General features: G+C 69.3%; 14 protein-coding genes. 9 read left to right on the forward strand and 5 right to left on the reverse strand.

Translation table 11 applies throughout. The annotated features are described in order from the left end of the window. Window positions 1–107 precede the first annotated feature (107 nt). Complete coding sequence (locus tag ACLJO0_RS22940) at window positions 108–911, forward strand: MBL fold metallo-hydrolase (protein ID WP_410580459.1); 804 nt, start codon at window positions 108–110, stop codon at window positions 909–911. Here the strand turns inward: ACLJO0_RS22940 and ACLJO0_RS22945 are convergent. Then, window positions 908–1381, reverse strand: coding sequence for an Lrp/AsnC family transcriptional regulator (locus tag ACLJO0_RS22945; RefSeq protein WP_034305441.1), 474 nt, complete (start codon window positions 1379–1381; stop codon window positions 908–910). The genes ACLJO0_RS22940 and ACLJO0_RS22945 overlap by 4 nt on opposite strands. Window positions 1382–1503: 122 nt before the next feature. Here ACLJO0_RS22945 and hppD point away from each other — a divergent pair, with 122 nt between their 5' ends. The 8 genes from hppD (at window position 1504) to ACLJO0_RS22985 (ending at window position 10842) form a co-directional block, all read left to right on the forward strand. Further along, window positions 1504–2703, forward strand: coding sequence for a 4-hydroxyphenylpyruvate dioxygenase (gene hppD / locus ACLJO0_RS22950; protein ID WP_410580460.1), 1200 nt, complete (start codon window positions 1504–1506; stop codon window positions 2701–2703). 213 nt (window positions 2704–2916) lie between these two features. After that, on the forward strand, window positions 2917–3474 hold the full coding sequence (locus tag ACLJO0_RS22955) for a YbaB/EbfC family nucleoid-associated protein (protein WP_410580461.1): 558 nt from the start codon (window positions 2917–2919) through the stop codon (window positions 3472–3474). Between the two features lie 32 nt (window positions 3475–3506). Continuing rightward, on the forward strand, window positions 3507–3821 hold the full coding sequence (locus ACLJO0_RS22960) for a type VII secretion target (RefSeq protein ID WP_125791870.1): 315 nt from the start codon (window positions 3507–3509) through the stop codon (window positions 3819–3821). Next, a complete protein-coding gene (locus ACLJO0_RS22965; RefSeq protein WP_410580462.1) occupies window positions 3821–8683 on the forward strand; it encodes a hypothetical protein in 4863 nt (1620 codons plus the stop codon). Before ACLJO0_RS22960 ends, ACLJO0_RS22965 begins: the two co-directional genes overlap by 1 nt. Next, window positions 8667–9113, forward strand: coding sequence for a hypothetical protein (locus ACLJO0_RS22970; protein ID WP_125782651.1), 447 nt, complete (start codon window positions 8667–8669; stop codon window positions 9111–9113). The genes ACLJO0_RS22965 and ACLJO0_RS22970 overlap by 17 nt, the downstream gene beginning before the upstream one ends. After that, on the forward strand, window positions 9113–9556 hold the full coding sequence (locus tag ACLJO0_RS22975; RefSeq protein WP_125791867.1) for a hypothetical protein: 444 nt from the start codon (window positions 9113–9115) through the stop codon (window positions 9554–9556). The genes ACLJO0_RS22970 and ACLJO0_RS22975 overlap by 1 nt, the downstream gene beginning before the upstream one ends. 20 nt (window positions 9557–9576) lie before the next feature. Further along, window positions 9577–10443: a ferredoxin gene (locus ACLJO0_RS22980; protein WP_410580463.1), complete on the forward strand. Its 867-nt coding sequence runs from the start codon at window positions 9577–9579 to the stop codon at window positions 10441–10443. A 120-nt stretch (window positions 10444–10563) separates the two neighbouring features. Continuing rightward, window positions 10564–10842, forward strand: coding sequence for a hypothetical protein (locus ACLJO0_RS22985; RefSeq protein ID WP_125791865.1), 279 nt, complete (start codon window positions 10564–10566; stop codon window positions 10840–10842). A gap of 484 nt (window positions 10843–11326) precedes the next feature. Here ACLJO0_RS22985 and ACLJO0_RS22990 read toward each other — a convergent pair whose 3' ends face one another. The 4 genes from ACLJO0_RS22990 to ACLJO0_RS23005 all read right to left on the reverse strand — a co-directional run bounded on the left by ACLJO0_RS22990 (window position 11327) and on the right by ACLJO0_RS23005 (window position 15317). Beyond that, complete coding sequence (locus ACLJO0_RS22990; protein WP_396558141.1) at window positions 11327–12484, reverse strand: cystathionine gamma-synthase; 1158 nt, start codon at window positions 12482–12484, stop codon at window positions 11327–11329. A 51-nt stretch (window positions 12485–12535) separates the two neighbouring features. Further along, a complete protein-coding gene (locus ACLJO0_RS22995; protein ID WP_410580464.1) occupies window positions 12536–13144 on the reverse strand; it encodes a hypothetical protein in 609 nt (202 codons plus the stop codon). Between the two features lie 47 nt (window positions 13145–13191). Then, complete coding sequence (locus ACLJO0_RS23000) at window positions 13192–13752, reverse strand: hypothetical protein (RefSeq protein WP_410580465.1); 561 nt, start codon at window positions 13750–13752, stop codon at window positions 13192–13194. 143 nt (window positions 13753–13895) lie between these two features. Then, a complete protein-coding gene (locus ACLJO0_RS23005) occupies window positions 13896–15317 on the reverse strand; it encodes a hypothetical protein (RefSeq protein ID WP_410580466.1) in 1422 nt (473 codons plus the stop codon). Window positions 15318–15487 lie beyond the last annotated feature (170 nt).

Raw genomic sequence — 15487 nt, forward strand, 5'->3', positions numbered from 1 at the left:
CCTCTTCGGCGAGTTTTCGTCAGCGCGCGGCAATGAACACCGCCCGATATGGCCGGGCGCGCATATGAGCCGTTAGCGTGACTTCCGGAGGAATCTGGAGGGAAACGATGAGCGAGCTACCGATCTGCGTCGCCTGCGGCATGCAGTACGCGGAACCCCGGTCCGACTGCCCGATCTGCGACGACGAACGTCAGTACGTCCCGCAGGCCGGACAGCGGTGGACCGATCTGAACACCGTCCGCACGAGCGGGACGTACCGAGCGCGTATCGAGGAGCAGGGCCCCGGCCTCATCGGAGTCGGGTCCACCCCGAACTTCGCCATCGGCGAGCGCGCGCTGCTGGTCAAGGCCGAATCCGGCAACTTCCTGTGGGACTGCGCGGGCTATCTCGACGACGAGCTGGTCGCCGAGGTCCGCGAACTCGGCGGGCTCACCGGCATCGCGATCAGCCATCCGCACTACTACACCACCATGGTCGAATGGGCCCACGCCTTCGACGTGCCCGTGTACCTGCACGAAGGCGACCGGCAGTGGATCGGCAGGCCGGATCCGGCGATCAAGCTGTGGAGTGGCGCGACCCTCGATGTCGCCCCCGACCTGCGGCTGATCAACCTCGGCGTGCATTTCGACGGCGGCACCGTGCTGCACTGGCCCGCCGGGGAGAACGGCCGCGGAGCACTGCTCTCGGGCGACATCCTGCAGGTCATCCCGGACCGGCGCTTCGTCGGCATGATGTACAGCTACCCGAATCTGATCCCGGAACGCCCGGAGGTCGTCCGCCGCGCCGCCGAAATGCTCGAACCGTACGAGTTCGAGGCGATCTACGGCGCCTGGTGGGACGCGATCATCCGCACCGACGGGCACGAAGCGGTCCAGCGGTCGGCGAAGCGGTACCTCGGCCAGGTCGGCTAGCTCCGCGCCAGCCGTTCCAGCAGCGGCCGTACGCGCGGCGGAACCGGCGTCGACAACGCGATCGACGTCGACGTCCGCCGCACGTACGGCGCGCCGACCACCTCGTCCACCACCCGCTGCAGGTCGTCGTTGTTGCGCGCCACCATCCGCACGAAGAGGTCGCCCTGGCCGGTCGTCGCGTAGACCTCGCACACCTCGTCGATCGCGGACAGCGCCTCCGCGACCTCGGCCCGGCGGCCCTGCGCGATCTCCAGGACGGCGAACGCGGTGAGGCCGTATCCCATCGCCGCGAGGTCGAGTTCGGGCGGGAACCCGCCGAGGATCCCGCGTTCGGTCAGCCGGTCCAGCCGGGCCTGCACCGTGCCCCGCGCGACGCCGAGACGGCGGGCGCATTCGAGCACCCCGAGCCGGGGCGAATCGGTGAGCAACAGCAGCAGCCGCGCGTCCAGCGCGTCGAGTGCTTCCGACATCGGGCCTACTTCCTACACAGGTTGTCCACTTTGACCGCGCTCCCGCAGCCACCACTGGTCATAGTGCACAGCAAAATCTTTGACCATTGCGCATTTTGTCACGCGCTCGGATCCTTCATGGCATGACGCACACAGTGGAACCCCAGGGTGCTCTTGACGACGTGAGCTACGACCAGCTGCGTCAGCTCGTCGGCCTCGTCGACCACGACTCTTCGACCGACCCCTTCCCGGTGAAGTCGATGGACGCGGTGGTGTTCATCGCGGGCAACGCCACGCAGACCGCGTGGTTCTACCAGGTCGCGTTCGGCATGCGGCTCGTCGCGTACTCCGGCCCCGAGACCGGGAACTTCGAGCGCAAGTCGTTCGTGCTGAAGTCCGGCTCGGCGCGCTTCGTGATCACCGGCGGCGTCAAGCCCGACTCCCCGCTGCTCGACCACCACCGCCGCCACGGCGACGGCGTGATCGACCTCGCGCTCGAGGTCGCCGACGTCGACCGGTGCATCGAGCACGCCCGCTCGCAGGGCGCCACCGTCCTCGAGGAGCCGCACGACGTCTCCGACGAGCACGGCACCGTGCGCATCGCCGCGATCGCGACCTATGGCGAGACCCGCCACACGCTGGTCGACCGGTCGAAGTACACCGGCGTGTACCTGCCCGGTTACGAGCCGCGTGAGAGCAGCGTCGTCCGCCCCGAAGGCGCGCCGAAGCGGCTGTTCCAGGCCGTCGACCACTGCGTCGGCAACGTCGAACTCGGCAAGATGGACTACTGGGTTGACTGGTACCGCCGCGTCATGGGCTTCGTGAACATGGCGGAGTTCGTCGGCGACGACATCGCGACCGAGTACTCGGCGCTGATGAGCAAGGTGGTCTCCAACGGCAACCACCGCGTCAAGTTCCCGCTCAACGAGCCGGCGATCGCGAAGAAGAAGTCGCAGATCGACGAGTACCTCGAGTTCTACGGCGGCGCGGGCTGCCAGCACATCGCGTTGGCCACCAACGACATCGTCGCGACGGTGAAGGCGATGCGCGCGGCGGGCGTCGAGTTCCTCGACACCCCGGACTCCTACTACGACGACCCGGAGCTGCGCGCCCGGATCGGCGAGGTCCGGGTGCCGATCGAGAAGCTCAAGGAGCACCGCATCCTGGTCGACCGCGACGAGGACGGCTACCTGCTGCAGATCTTCACCAAGCCGATCGGCGACCGCCCGACGGTGTTCTACGAGCTCATCGAGCGGCACGGTTCGCTCGGTTTCGGCAAGGGCAACTTCAAGGCCCTGTTCGAGGCCATCGAGCGTGAACAGGAGCGTCGCGGCAACCTCTGACCCCGGCAGTTCGCAAGGCGTGAAAGGGCTCTTCATCGCACTTTGTGCGGTGAAGAGCCCTTTCACTGCGTGACGGGGCCGACTTTGTCGTCCCCGAGTGGTACACCGGATGAGCACTAGGCTGTTCGACGAAACTTTGCGCACACCGGAACCGGTGGCGTCTTCGGACCGTCAGTGTGAAGACGTCAGCACGCAGCTTTTGGAAGGGTCCCGATGCCGGACAACGTCGACGCCAGCGAACGAATGGTGGACAACTGGACGAAGCAGATCCAGGAGACCGCCGCGCGCTATCAGGCGATGGCCGCCCGCATGCAGGGCCAGACCGTGACGGAGCGGTCGAAGGACAACACCATCGAGGTCACGATCGACTCGAAGGGCCTGCTCACGAACCTCGTCATCGCCGAAGCCGCGAGCGGCAAACGGATGGCCGAGGTCTCGTCGCAGGTCATGCGCCTCGTCCAGCTCGCGCAGTCCCGCATCCCGGAACTGCTGCAGCAGGCGATGGCCGAGACCGTCGGCACCACCGACGAGACCGCGAGCCGGGTGATCGCGGAAGCGCAGAGCACCTTCCCGGAGGCTCCTCCGGAGGACGACATCGCCCCGCCCGAGCCCGAGCGGCACCTCCGCTTCGGCCCGGAAGAGGAAGAGCCCCCGCCGCCGCCCGCGCAGGCGAATCCGCCCCAGAATCCACCACAGCCGAAGCCGATCCCGCGCCGCCGCCGCACGCAGGACGACGATGACGACGAATTCGGCGGCAGCATCCTTTCGTAGACGTTCATCCGGCCTGGTAGAGGGGAGAAACCATGGCAGGCAAGGGTTATGAGCTCGGCGCCGACCTCGACGCGCACTCGAAGCAGATCGACGGCATCGCCGACGGGCTGCGCACGGCGGTCGACGCCGCGCAACAGGTGAGCATGCCGACGGACGCGTACGGGATCATCTGCCAGCCGTTCCGGATGATGCTCGACCCGGTCGAGCAGTTCGGCATCGACGCGCTGAACAAGGCCGTCGAGGCCGCGACGACGGTGGCGAACAACGTGCGGTCCGCTTCCAACGCCTACCGGACGCAGGACGAAAACTTCGCCGCCGAGTTCAAGAACGCGCAGGTGCCTGACTGATGCCCGAGGGGAACCCGCTCGTCGCGAAGGCGCCGACGGATGGCGACGGCCCCGGACCGCTGACGGCCGGGAACAGCGAGTACGGCTACGCGGCGGGCATCGGTGTCGCCGAGTCCGCCATGGACGCTTTCAACGGCATCTCGAACGGCGACTGGATCGGCGGCGGGCTCGGCGTCCTGAGCCTCGCGGGCGAGATCGCCAGTGCCGCGATCGACCCGTTCGGCTATCTGATGTCGTCGGTGGCGTCGTTCCTGATGGAACACATGCAGCCGCTGAAGGACATGCTGGACGCCGTGGCAGGCGATCCGCCGGTCATCCAGTCGTACTCGGAGACCTGGGGCAACGTCGCCAAGAAGCTGGAAGACACCCAGGTCGACCTGGCGAACAAGGTCAAGAACGGCACTTCCGGCTGGACCGGCGAGGCCGCCGACCAGTACCGCAAGCAGGCCGCGGAGCAGGCAGAGGCGATCAGCGCGGCGGCGACGGTCGCGGGCGGGATCAGCACCGTCGTGATGATCTTCGGTGAGATCGTCGCGTTCGTCCGTGAGTTCATCCGCCAGCTGATCGCGGACGCCGTCGGCAAGCTCATCGCGTGGGTCATGGAGACGGTGTTCTCCCTCGGTTTCGGCACGCCGATCGTGGTCGCGCAGGCCGTCACCGCGATCGCCAAGTGGGCCGCGAAGATCGCCGACAAGCTCAAGGAACTCTGCGACGCGATGCGGCGGGTCTCGCCGCTGCTGGGCAAACTGGCCGACGTCTTCGAGAAGATCATCAAGATCTTCGGCAAGATCGCGGGCAAGGTCACCGGCCTGGACGTGATCAACACCAGGAACATCAAGCCGGGCGGCTTCGTCCAGCGCGGCGGCAGCGGCGGTGGGTCCGGCGGATCCGGCGGCGGCACGGGCTCCGGTGACGGCCCGGACGGCGATGGATCCGGCAGCGGCTCCGGCGACGGATCCAACGGTTCGGGCGACGGCTCCAACGGTTCGAACGGCTCCGACGGCGACTCGGGTTCTTCCGGCGACTCCGGTCGCTCGGGTGATTCCGGCGGCGACAACCCGTCGAACACCACGCGAGCCGGCGACGGCGGCGGTTCACCGTCCACAAGGGACGGAGGCGGTTCCTCTCGCTCGGACGGCAGCTCTCCCAACCGCGCGGGCGATGGCGATGGACCGTCCACTTCGGACGGTAACTCCGGCGGCGCGCCGGACGGGGGCTCCCCCAACGCCGCCCGCTCCGACAACGGGTCTCCCGGCGATTCCGGCACCCCGAACCGCACGCCCGACAACGGCTCGCCGAGCCCGAACCGCGGGGACACCGGCGGTTCGCCGAGCAACACACCCGACGCCGCCCCTCACACCCGTACCGACAGTGGAGGCTCCCCCGCGCCCCACACACGCACGGACACCGGCGGCTCACCCAGCAACACACCCGACGCGCCGAACACTCGCGCCGACAGTGGCGGCTCACCGAGCAACACGCCCGATGGCGGCTCCCCCGCGCCCCACACGCGCGCGGACAGCGGCGGCTCACCCAACAACACACCCGACGCCCCGAACACCCGCGCCGACACCGGCGGCTCCCCCAGCCACACCGGCGACGGCGGCGGCTCGCCCCGGACGCACGGCGGCGACGGCGGCGGTTCACCCACGCCTCGTTCCGATCCGTCACCCGGCCAGCACGGCGGCGGTAACGCCGGTGACGGCGGCAGCCCCACCCGGCCGACCGACAGCGGCACGACGACCAGCGGTACCGCGCCCACGGCACCACGTCTCGGCGACGCAGGCCCGTCACACGTGCCTTCGCAGCGTGGCGGTACCGGCGGCGACGGTTCGCCCGGCGTCCCGCCGCAGGGTCAGCCGATGGCCGGCGGCATGCCGCCCCAAGGCGCGCCGGGTGGTACTCCCGGCGGCACCCCGGGTTCGCCCGGCGGCAGGCCGCAGGGCGGCGGCTGGACGGGCACACCCGGTTCGCCGCGCACCCCGGACACGCACGCCCCGCGTACTCCCGACACCCACACCGGCCCCGGCCGCGGTCCCGGCCAGACCGGCCCCGGCGGACGGCCGGACCAGCCGCAGCCCGTCGCCCGTGGCAACGACTTCGGCCCCGGCGCCCAGCCGCACACCGGCACGCCCGGAACGCACGGCCCCGGCAACCGGCCCGGCGGCACCGGTCCCGGCAACACCGGACCGGGCGGCCGCGGCCCCGGCGGGCCGCCGCATTCGCCGGACGGTCACGGCCCCGACGGGCACGGCCCGCGCCAGGACCCGAACGGCCACCCCGACGGTTCACCGCACGACCGCGGCCCCGACGCCGAGCCGGATCGTCCGCTGACGCCCGACGAGGTCAACCGGCGCCATTCCGAAGGCACCCCCGCGGGTAGCTCCTACCACCGCGGGGATCCGGACATGGGCGACCTGCCGCACCGGGTCCAGCCGGATCCGGACGGCCGCTACACGGTCGACGTCCACGTCACCCCGGACGGGCACGCCCGGATCGGCAACCGCACCTACACCCCGGAAGAGTTCGCGGACATCCTGCGGCGCAACGGGGATTACGACGGCCGCCCGATCCGGCTGATCGGCTGCGACGCCGGCTCGAACGACTTCGCGCGCCGTCTGTCGCGTGAACTCGACACCGAGGTGATGGCGCCGAGCAAACCGGCGTGGACCGACTCGAACGGGCGCGTCTTCTCGTCCGACTACGAGATCAGCCCCGACGGCCGCACCCGGCCCCGGATCCCGCCGAACGGTGAATGGGACGTCCACAGCCCCGACGGCACCGCCCGCCGGGCGAGCGACGACGGTTTCACCCCGGACACCTCGCACGCGGACAAGCACGACGTGGACGCCGACAGCGCCCGCGACCGCGGCCAGGGCGACGACCTCAACCCCCAGCACCAGATCGAAGGACGCTGGGACGAGCCCGATTTCACGCCGCCCGCCCGTCCCGTCCAGCTACGCGGCGATCAGTCGTTCTTCGACCCGACGACGCCTCCGCGCAGGCTCGACCCGGACACGCGGTACGACGTCACCGACGCGGACGGCAACGTGCGCAGCCGGGTCTACACCGACGCGAACCGCAACGTGACGCATGTCGACGCCGTCGCGCCGAACAGGCTGCACGGCCCCGGTAACCCGGAGATCATGCGCCCTGCGCCGAACTCCGACTACCGCGTGCAGGTCGGTCATCGGCACGACACGTTCCCGACCGACGCGGACGGCAACGTCCGGACGGTGACGCACACCGATGTGAAGACCACGCAAGGCACCCGGGACGTCACGCGGATCGGTGACATCGAGTCCCCGCCGAAGCCCCGTGACGAGGTGAGGATCGAGGCGGACGACCCGCGGGCACCGGGTGCGAACGACGCGTTCAGCCGCCGGACCGATCTGGACGCGAACACCCGCTACCACGTCACGGACGCGGACGGGAACCCTCGCGGCAGTTTCCAGACCGACGAGCACCGCAGGGTCAAGTGGGTCGACACCCACGAGGGAGCGGACAACCCGGAGCTGCGGGATCCGCTGCCCGACAGCAACTACCGGGTCGACCGCGGCCCGCTCCACCAGGAGTACCACGTCGGTCCTGATGGCAGGCCGGAGCACGGTCAGGGCTACCACCCGCCGCAGCCGACGGGGACCCCGGTCGATCACCCGAACGCGGTCAAGCAGGACGAGGCTTTCAACCGCCAGCACACCGACGAGAACGGGAACCCCAGGCTCGACGCGAACGACAGGCCGACGCTGGCGCCGAACAGTGTGCACCGCCCGACCGACGAGTTCGGCCACCCGCGGGGTGAGTTCCACACCGACGGGACCGGGCACATCAGCCACGTCGACACCACCAGCGGCCAGCGAGCCAGGACCAACCCGGAGGTCGGGGCCGCACCGGACGGCGCGAGGATCACCCAGGACGGTCACTACGGAACCAGGAACGCCAAGAACGTCCAGGATTCGTGGCCCGCACCCGACCGCGAAGTCACCTACTCGCACCAGGTTCCGCCCAAGAGCGAGAACGCGGTCGCCCACCAGAACAAGGACCCGCGCGGGTTCACCGACGGTGATCCGAGCTCGATGTCCGACGCCCAGCAAAAGGCGATCAGCGACAAGCTCGCGCACAAGGATCCGATCGCGGGCCGGGACAATCTGCCGCCCAACACCCGGATCCACGTGGTGGACAAGGACGGCCTGCCGTACGGGTCGTTCCAGACCGGGCCGGACGGCAAGATCACCCACATGCACACCGGGCAGCCGTTCAACGCGGATATGAACAACCCGCCGCCGAACGCGGTGGTCCGGGTCGACCACGGCCTGGAAATGCACGACGCCGACGGCAACCCGCTGGGCAGGCAGTCACCCGGCGAGATCCACCGGACGGACGCGCGAGGCAACACCGTGGTGACGTCGGCTCCTCCGGACCCGGGTGGTGCCAGCAACATCCGGCGTGACGGCTCGGCGCAGAGCCAGGTCGGCGGGATGGGCGGCAAGGACGCGTCCGGGAAGAACATCGACGACGGCGGCCACCACCGCGGGACGTCCGTCGGCGGCTCCGGCGAAGCGCTCAACCAGGGCTCGCAAGGCCGTGTGGACAACAGCAACGCGGGCGCCAAGGAGCTCAAGGAGACCTACGACGCGGACGACAGCTGGTACCGGATGGAGCGGGATCGGGACGACAGCGGCCTCGCGGGTAGGTTGGAGAACGAGGACACGTTCGAACTTCGGGATGCCGGTATCGACGACGCGCACACCCGCCAATACCGGGCTTACGGCCCGGACGCCGAAGGCCGGATCTCGGTAATCGTCAGGAGTTTCCCCAATGACCACAACAACCCACTCTGGCCCGATGACTTCCGGGGGTGAGAGTCACGAGGACCTGATCCAGCAGATCGGCATCGCGCTGCTGAACCTCGTTCCCGAAGAAGGCTGGCGGCGCATCGACCTGGTCAGCTCGATGACCGTGCCCGTACAGGATCTCGGCCTGACCGTGATCATGGACGACGGCTCCCGTCCGGAGATCGCGCCGCCCACCGAGCTCAACGTGATCCTCGCGAAGCTGCGCACGCTGCTGTACGAGCCCGGCCGCGGAACCTGGTTCTCGGCACGGATTTCGCTGAACCCGCCGGGGCAGATCTTCTTCAACTACAACAACGACTACGAACCGGTCCTCACGCCGCCGATGGAACCGGGACACTACGTCGAAGACCTGAAGAAGTTCCCCAGGGACCCTGAGCACATCCCGGGCTGGCTCGACGCGAAGCTCGCGGCGGCGGAAGAGAAGGAGCAGAACTGATGCCGATGCCCGTTGTGCCCACGAGCGCGGCACAGGCGAACGAGCTGTTCAAGGACTTCACCACTTGGATGGTGCACTCCGTACCCGCGGACTGGGAGCAGCTGTTCATCATCTTCCGTTCCGTCGGTGACTACTACGAAATCTCCGCCCAGGTCCTGACCGTGATGGGCACCGGTACCCCGTGGACACCGCCGGAGGGCGTCGCGGACTTCTTCGTGGAACTGCGCGACAGCATGGCGAAGCCGGGCGAAGGCGCGTGGAGTTCGGTCCGCTATCACCTCGTGCATCCTGGCGGGTACTCGGCCGAGTACAACTGGGACAACGAACCCGTTTGGGATCACGTCCCGCCCGCCGAGTTCTTCGCGCAGGAGCTGGAGCGCTACCCGCGGACCGGTGAACGCGCGGAATGGCTTCAGCGACGTGCCGCCGGCCAGGCGGACTGACGATCGGTGAGCGAGGGCAGATGAGCCGACCACAACAACCGGTGAACCAGCAGCAGCAACAGCAGCTCGTTTGGCAGATCGGCCATGCCCTCGCGACGCCGCTGCCGCCCGGCTGGCAGCAGATGCGCGTCGAGTACCGGGCGGCGGGCAGGCATGTCGAGGTCGACCTGCTCGTCACCGGTCAGGACGGTCTGCCGCGCCCGGTGCCGCCGAACCCGGAGGCCGTGCGACTGCTCGGGAGCCTGCGGTCGGGGATGTACCAGCCCGGCCGAGGGGCCTGGCTGAGCGCGATCCTGGTCTACGGTTCGGCGACCGTGCTCAGTACGGACTTCCTCACCGATGTGGAGCCGCCGTGGCGGCAGGCGCCGCCATCGATCGGCTTCCAGGACGAGCTGCGCTTCTTCCCGCGTGCCGAACAGAACATCCCGCCGTGGCTGCGGCAGCGAGCGGGGCTCGACGCCGCGCCGCGGGCCGAGGCGCCGGTGGCCACTCCGCCCGCGGAAGCGCCGGAAGACTTGAAGTCGCCGCGGGTCTACGACGGCCTCGACGAGTCCGGGCGTCCGGTGGTGAACCGCGAGCCGCTGCCCCCCGCCGAACGGGATCGCGTGCTGGAGTACCTCGACGGCGCCCCGGTCGTACTGGCGTCGCGGACTTACGAAGCCGATGCCTTCGACCCCGACAGGGAACCGTTGGTGCCGTTGAACTTCCGCACGGACGGCCGCTGGTACTGGCCGGGCGCGGTCGCCTACTACCTGCGCGAGCACGACGTGGCGCCCGACCCCGAACTGCTCGGCCACATCCGGGCGTCGCGGTTCACCCTGCCCGAGGTCGGCGAGCCCGAACGCGAACTCGCGGTCGCCGCCATCACCGGTCGACCGTCCACTTAGGACTACGGGTTTCGCGGGCACCCGGACGGCCGGATGATGCCACCTGACGGATACGTCACGTGACAAGTTCACCGTCCGGGTACTCTTGACGATGGCGGCGAAGGCGACCAGGGAGCGCGCATGGCACGGGGGAACATCGGCAGGGTCCGGGCGACCCGTTCCGCCGGGATGCTCCCGGTCGTGCTGGCCCTCACTTCGGCCGCACTGCTGACCGGCGCCGCCGTCTACACGGTCGACCGCGCCGGTTGCGTGGATCCGGGCCAGTACATCCGGCACGACAACCACATCGAACTCGTCGGCGGCTGCATCGACGGTTCTGAGCTGCCTGCCGCGCCTAAGGGCACTTCGCACGAGGCGGACGCGAAGAGCGGCATCGCACCCAGCAACTTCCGCCCGTAACCGGGCGCTTCCTCCCATCACACCGCGCTGACCAGCGCGAACGGAGCAAGGGACCTTTGCTGTCACTTATTGAGAGGTAAGGCAAACGTGTCGTGTCCGGGGTGAGACGGTGGGTGACGCGATACCTCACTCGCGTGCTCAGACTCCGCGCTCCGGAGTGCGGCATCCAGGCACACGAGTCACGCCCTACCGAAGTACATGAAGGCCCCCTTCCTTGCGCTAGACGCAAGGAAGGGGGCCTTCATGTACTTCACGACCAGCCACCGAGGTCACAGCCGCCCCACTGTCACCAAGGACCACATCTGAAAGTAGCGAAAGCCTCCTTCACTACCGTCAAAGTAGGCAAGGAGGCCCTCACTACCAGGAGAACGCCTACCCAGGAGCGACACCGGCCCCACGCCACGTTTGACCTTCGGCTCAATAGTTAGCGTGGGTACGCTAACGATAGCAAGGGTCCCTTGCTATCGCCTGGGCTCGGCGGCGGTCAGCCCAGGGCCTTGGCCAGATCGGCGACCAGGTCGCTGCCGTCCTCGATGCCGACGGAGAGGCGCACCAGGTTGTCCGGCACCTCCAGGGTGGATCCGGCGGTGCTCGCGTGCGTCATCTTGCCCGGGTGCTCGATGAGCGATTCGATCCCGCCCAGCGACTCGGCGAGGATGAACAGCTTCGTCTTCGCCGCGACGTCGAGCGCGGCCTGCTCGCCGTCGATGTGGGTGAACGAGATCATCCCGCCGAAGCGCCGCATCTGCTTCGAAGCGACCTCGTGGCCGGGGTGCTCCGGCAGGCCCGGGTAGTAGACACGCTCGACCTTCGGGTGCTTCAGCAGCATCCGGGCGATCAGTTCGGCGTTGTCGCTGTGCCGCTCCATCCGCAGCGCGAGGGTCTTGATCCCGCGCAGGGTCAGCCACGCGTCGAACGGACCGGGCACCGCACCCGCCGCGTTGCGCAGGTAGAACAGCTGCTCGCGCAGTTCGTCCTCGTTCGTCAGGATCGCGCCGCCGACGACGTCGGAGTGCCCGCCGAGGTACTTGGTCGTCGAGTGCAGGACGACGTCGGCGCCCAGCGAAAGCGGGTTCTGCAGGTACGGGGTGGCGAAGGTGTTGTCGACGACCAGGCGGGCGCCGGCGCCGTGCGCGGCCTCGGCCAGCGCGGCGATGTCGGCGATCCCCAGCATCGGGTTCGTCGGCGACTCGCACCAGATCAGCTTCGTCTCCGGCCGGATCGCGGCGCGGACCTCGGCGATGTTGCCGAGATCGGCGACCGTGTGCTCGACGCCCCACAGGCTGAGCACCTTGTCGATCAGCCGGAACGTGCCGCCGTACGCGTCGTTGCCGAGCACGAGGTGGTCACCGGGCCGCAGGGTCGCCCGCAGCAGGACGTCACTGGCCGCCATCCCCGACGCGTAGGCCAGACCGTGCCGGGCGCCTTCGAGCGCCGCGAGCGCGACCTCCAGCGCGGTGCGCGTGGGGTTCGCGGTGCGGGAGTACTCGTAGTCGCCTTCGCGCGTGCCGCCGACGCCGTCCTGCGCGTAAGTCGAGGTCTGATAGATCGGCACGATGACCGCGCCGGTCCGGGGATCAGGGGTCTGCCCGGCGTGGATCGCGCGCGTCTCGAAGCCCAGCAGAGAGTAGTCGTCGGCCATACGGTCCAGGGTACGACCACCCGCTCGAGATCCCATGGTCTGGGACCGAATTCACCACTGCCCGGGTGGTGGTCCACCCTGCTGCGGCCCACCAGGGGCGGGTGGATAGCCGGGCTGCGGGGGCGGGTAGCCGAAGTTCGGCGGCGGCCCGGCGAGGGCGGGCTGCTTCTTGGCCGCCAGCCAGCGCGCCGTCGGCGGGATCAGCGCCAGCACGAGGGTCGCGATCGCCGGGATCGGCACCACGATGAGTAGCAAGCCGACGCCGAAGTGCGAGGTCACTCCGCTGTACGAGAAGAAGAAATGGGAGCCGATCGCCTCCATCAGGAAGATCGACGCCACGAGAAGGATCGTGGCGCCGGCCCCGATCACGGTGAGCACTCGCCCGGCTTTCTTGCGCAGGAGCAGCAGGATCCCGCCGCTCAAGAGCAAGGCCGCGGAGAGGAAGTCGAGCACCGCGCCGATCACGAGGAACGAAACCGTGAAATCGACGAGTTCGATGACGTGGAACGCGAGCCCGGCGAGAAACCAGAGCCCGCCGAGGATCGCGAGGATCCCGGCGATCATCCCGGTGGCACCGCTCGGCTGCCGTGCCATTCCCTGCTGCGGGTAGGCGCCCGGTGGCGGATATCCGCCCTGCGGCGGGTACTGCTGATAAGTCATTTCTCCCCCTGTCGAAAACTCTCGCCTCATCCTGCCAGCCGGACGGCTCACCAACCGCCTTGCTGGGGAAACTGATTCTGCGGCTGATAGGGCTGGGCCGGGGCAGGCCGTCGGCGCAGGTACTTCCACGTCGGCGGAAGGATCGCCAGCAGCAGCGCCAGCAGGCCGAGCACGATCATGGCCAAGCGGATAACGCCATCGAGGGTGGCGAACCGGAGCAGGATGTCGAGGTGGATCCGATACGGCACGCGGAACGCGATCGGCTCCAGCACGACGGCCACGATGGCGAGCAGTGAGCCGAGGATCAGCAGGACGGCGCCGATCACCGAACGGAAGAACGTCGTCAACGCGCCGATCAGCAGGAACAACGCGGCGAGCAGGTAGAGCACCAGTTCGACGAGCGCGAAGGCGGGCAGGTTCGAGAGGCTGAAGCCCGACGGGAGTCCGATGAAGTAGCGGATCGGGATGAAACCGGACGCGAGGGCCCCGAGGAGCCCGAGCGCCGCGGCGATGATCGCCGTCGCGCCGGAGGGCCGGGCCTGCTGCGCGGGATAGCCGAAACCTGCCGGTCCGGGCTGGTGTGCGGGATATCCGTACGGACCGGTCACGTCGCTCCCGTCGGCAAGGGGTGAGTCAACGGCGCTCACCCTAGCCCCGCGGACCTGGCCGCGGCAGGCGAATCCGGAAACGCGGGACGCCCCCGGCCGATGGGCCGGGGGCGTCCTGAGCGAAACCGTTCAGCGGTGGTGGATCACCACTGCTGCGGCGGCTGACCGGGCTGCTGGCCCGGCTGTCCGAACCCGCCGCTGGGCGGGCCCTGCTGACCGGGCTGCTGCCCGAAACCGCCGGGCTGCTGTTGCTGCTGCGGCTGGCCGAAGCCGCCCTGCGGCGACTGACCCGGCTGACCGAACCCGCCGCTGGACGGGCCCTGCTGGCCCGGCTGCTGCCCGAAACCACCAGGCTGCCCCTGCTGCGGGAAACCACCCGAAGGCGGACCGGCCTGGCCGGGCTGACCGTACTGACCGGGCTGCTGCTGACCGTACTGACCCGGCTGCTGCTGGCCGTACTGGCCGGGCTGCCCCGGCTGGCCGAAGCCGCCCTGCGGCGGTCCGCCGAATCCGCCGGGCTGACCGCTCTGCGGGGCACCGAGCACCGAACCGCCGCCACCGAGACCGACGAACTGCGCGGTCGCCGGGATCAGACCCAGCACACCCACGATCAGGATCAGGATGCCGAAGATCAGGTGCGGCAGGCCGATCCCGATGCTGACCCCGCTCGGGACACCGTCGCCCGACGCGGTCGTGGCGCCGAGGAGCAGGATGCCGAAGAGGAGCAGCAGCGCGCCGCCCGCGGTGACCGCGATCGGCACGATCTTCTTGAGCGAGGCCGGGAGCTTGCCTGCCAGCGCGAGGCCGGCACCGGCCGCGGTCGCGACGATCGAAGCGACCAGCAGCAGGATCACGTAGAGCCAGACGGTGCCGGGCGAAGCCAGGCCGAACTGGTCGAGAGCCTTGTTGATGGCCTCTTCGCTCATCCTGGAGGCCTGGGCGTCGACACCCTTGGAGAAGTCGCTCGCGTCACCGAAGTAGACGAAGCTGAAGACGAGCGCGAGAAGACCGAGAAGGCCGACGAGGCCACCGGCGATGAACCCGAACAGCGGGTTCCCGCCGGCACCACCACCGGCTGCGGGGCTGTAGCCCTGCGGCGGTCCGCCGAAACCGGGCTGCTGGCCGAAGCCGCCCTGCGGCGGTCCACCGAAGCCCTGCTGCGGCTGGCCGTAACCAGGCTGCTGGCCCTGCGACGGGTCGAACCCGCCCTGCTGGGGCCCGCCGAAGCCCTGCTGCTGACCGAAACCGCCACCCTGGGCGCCGTAGGCACCGGCGGCCGGGTTGTCGGCCGCGCTCGGCGGCGGGGCGTACGGGATGGCGGGCGGCTGCGAACCCGGCGGCACGAGCTGGGTGGACTCGGCGGTGGGGGATTCCCCGCCGCCGCTCACCGGCTGCACGACCTGGGTCGCGTTCGCGTCGCCGGAACCGGGCTGGACCGGCTGCACGACCTGTGTGGGCTCCGGCGTGTCGCCGAACCCGCCACCCTGGGGCTGTTCATAGGAGGGCTGCTGCCCGTACTGCTGTTGCCCGTAGTCGGGCTGGGGCGGCTGGCCGGGCTGGACCACCTGAGTCGGTTCCGGGGAACCGAACGGGTTGTCTTGCTGCGGCTGGGGGCCACTCGGGGGTCCCTGCGGTGGCTGGGCGCCACCCCAAGGCTGATTCGGTGGCTGCGGAGCACTCATTTGGGTCTTGAACCCCCTTGACGAGGACATAGAAGTTCAACTCACCCGACACG

Origin of the sequence: Amycolatopsis sp. lyj-108 (assembly GCF_046549005.1) — a bacterium.
In the GTDB taxonomy this organism is placed as follows: domain Bacteria; phylum Actinomycetota; class Actinomycetes; order Mycobacteriales; family Pseudonocardiaceae; genus Amycolatopsis.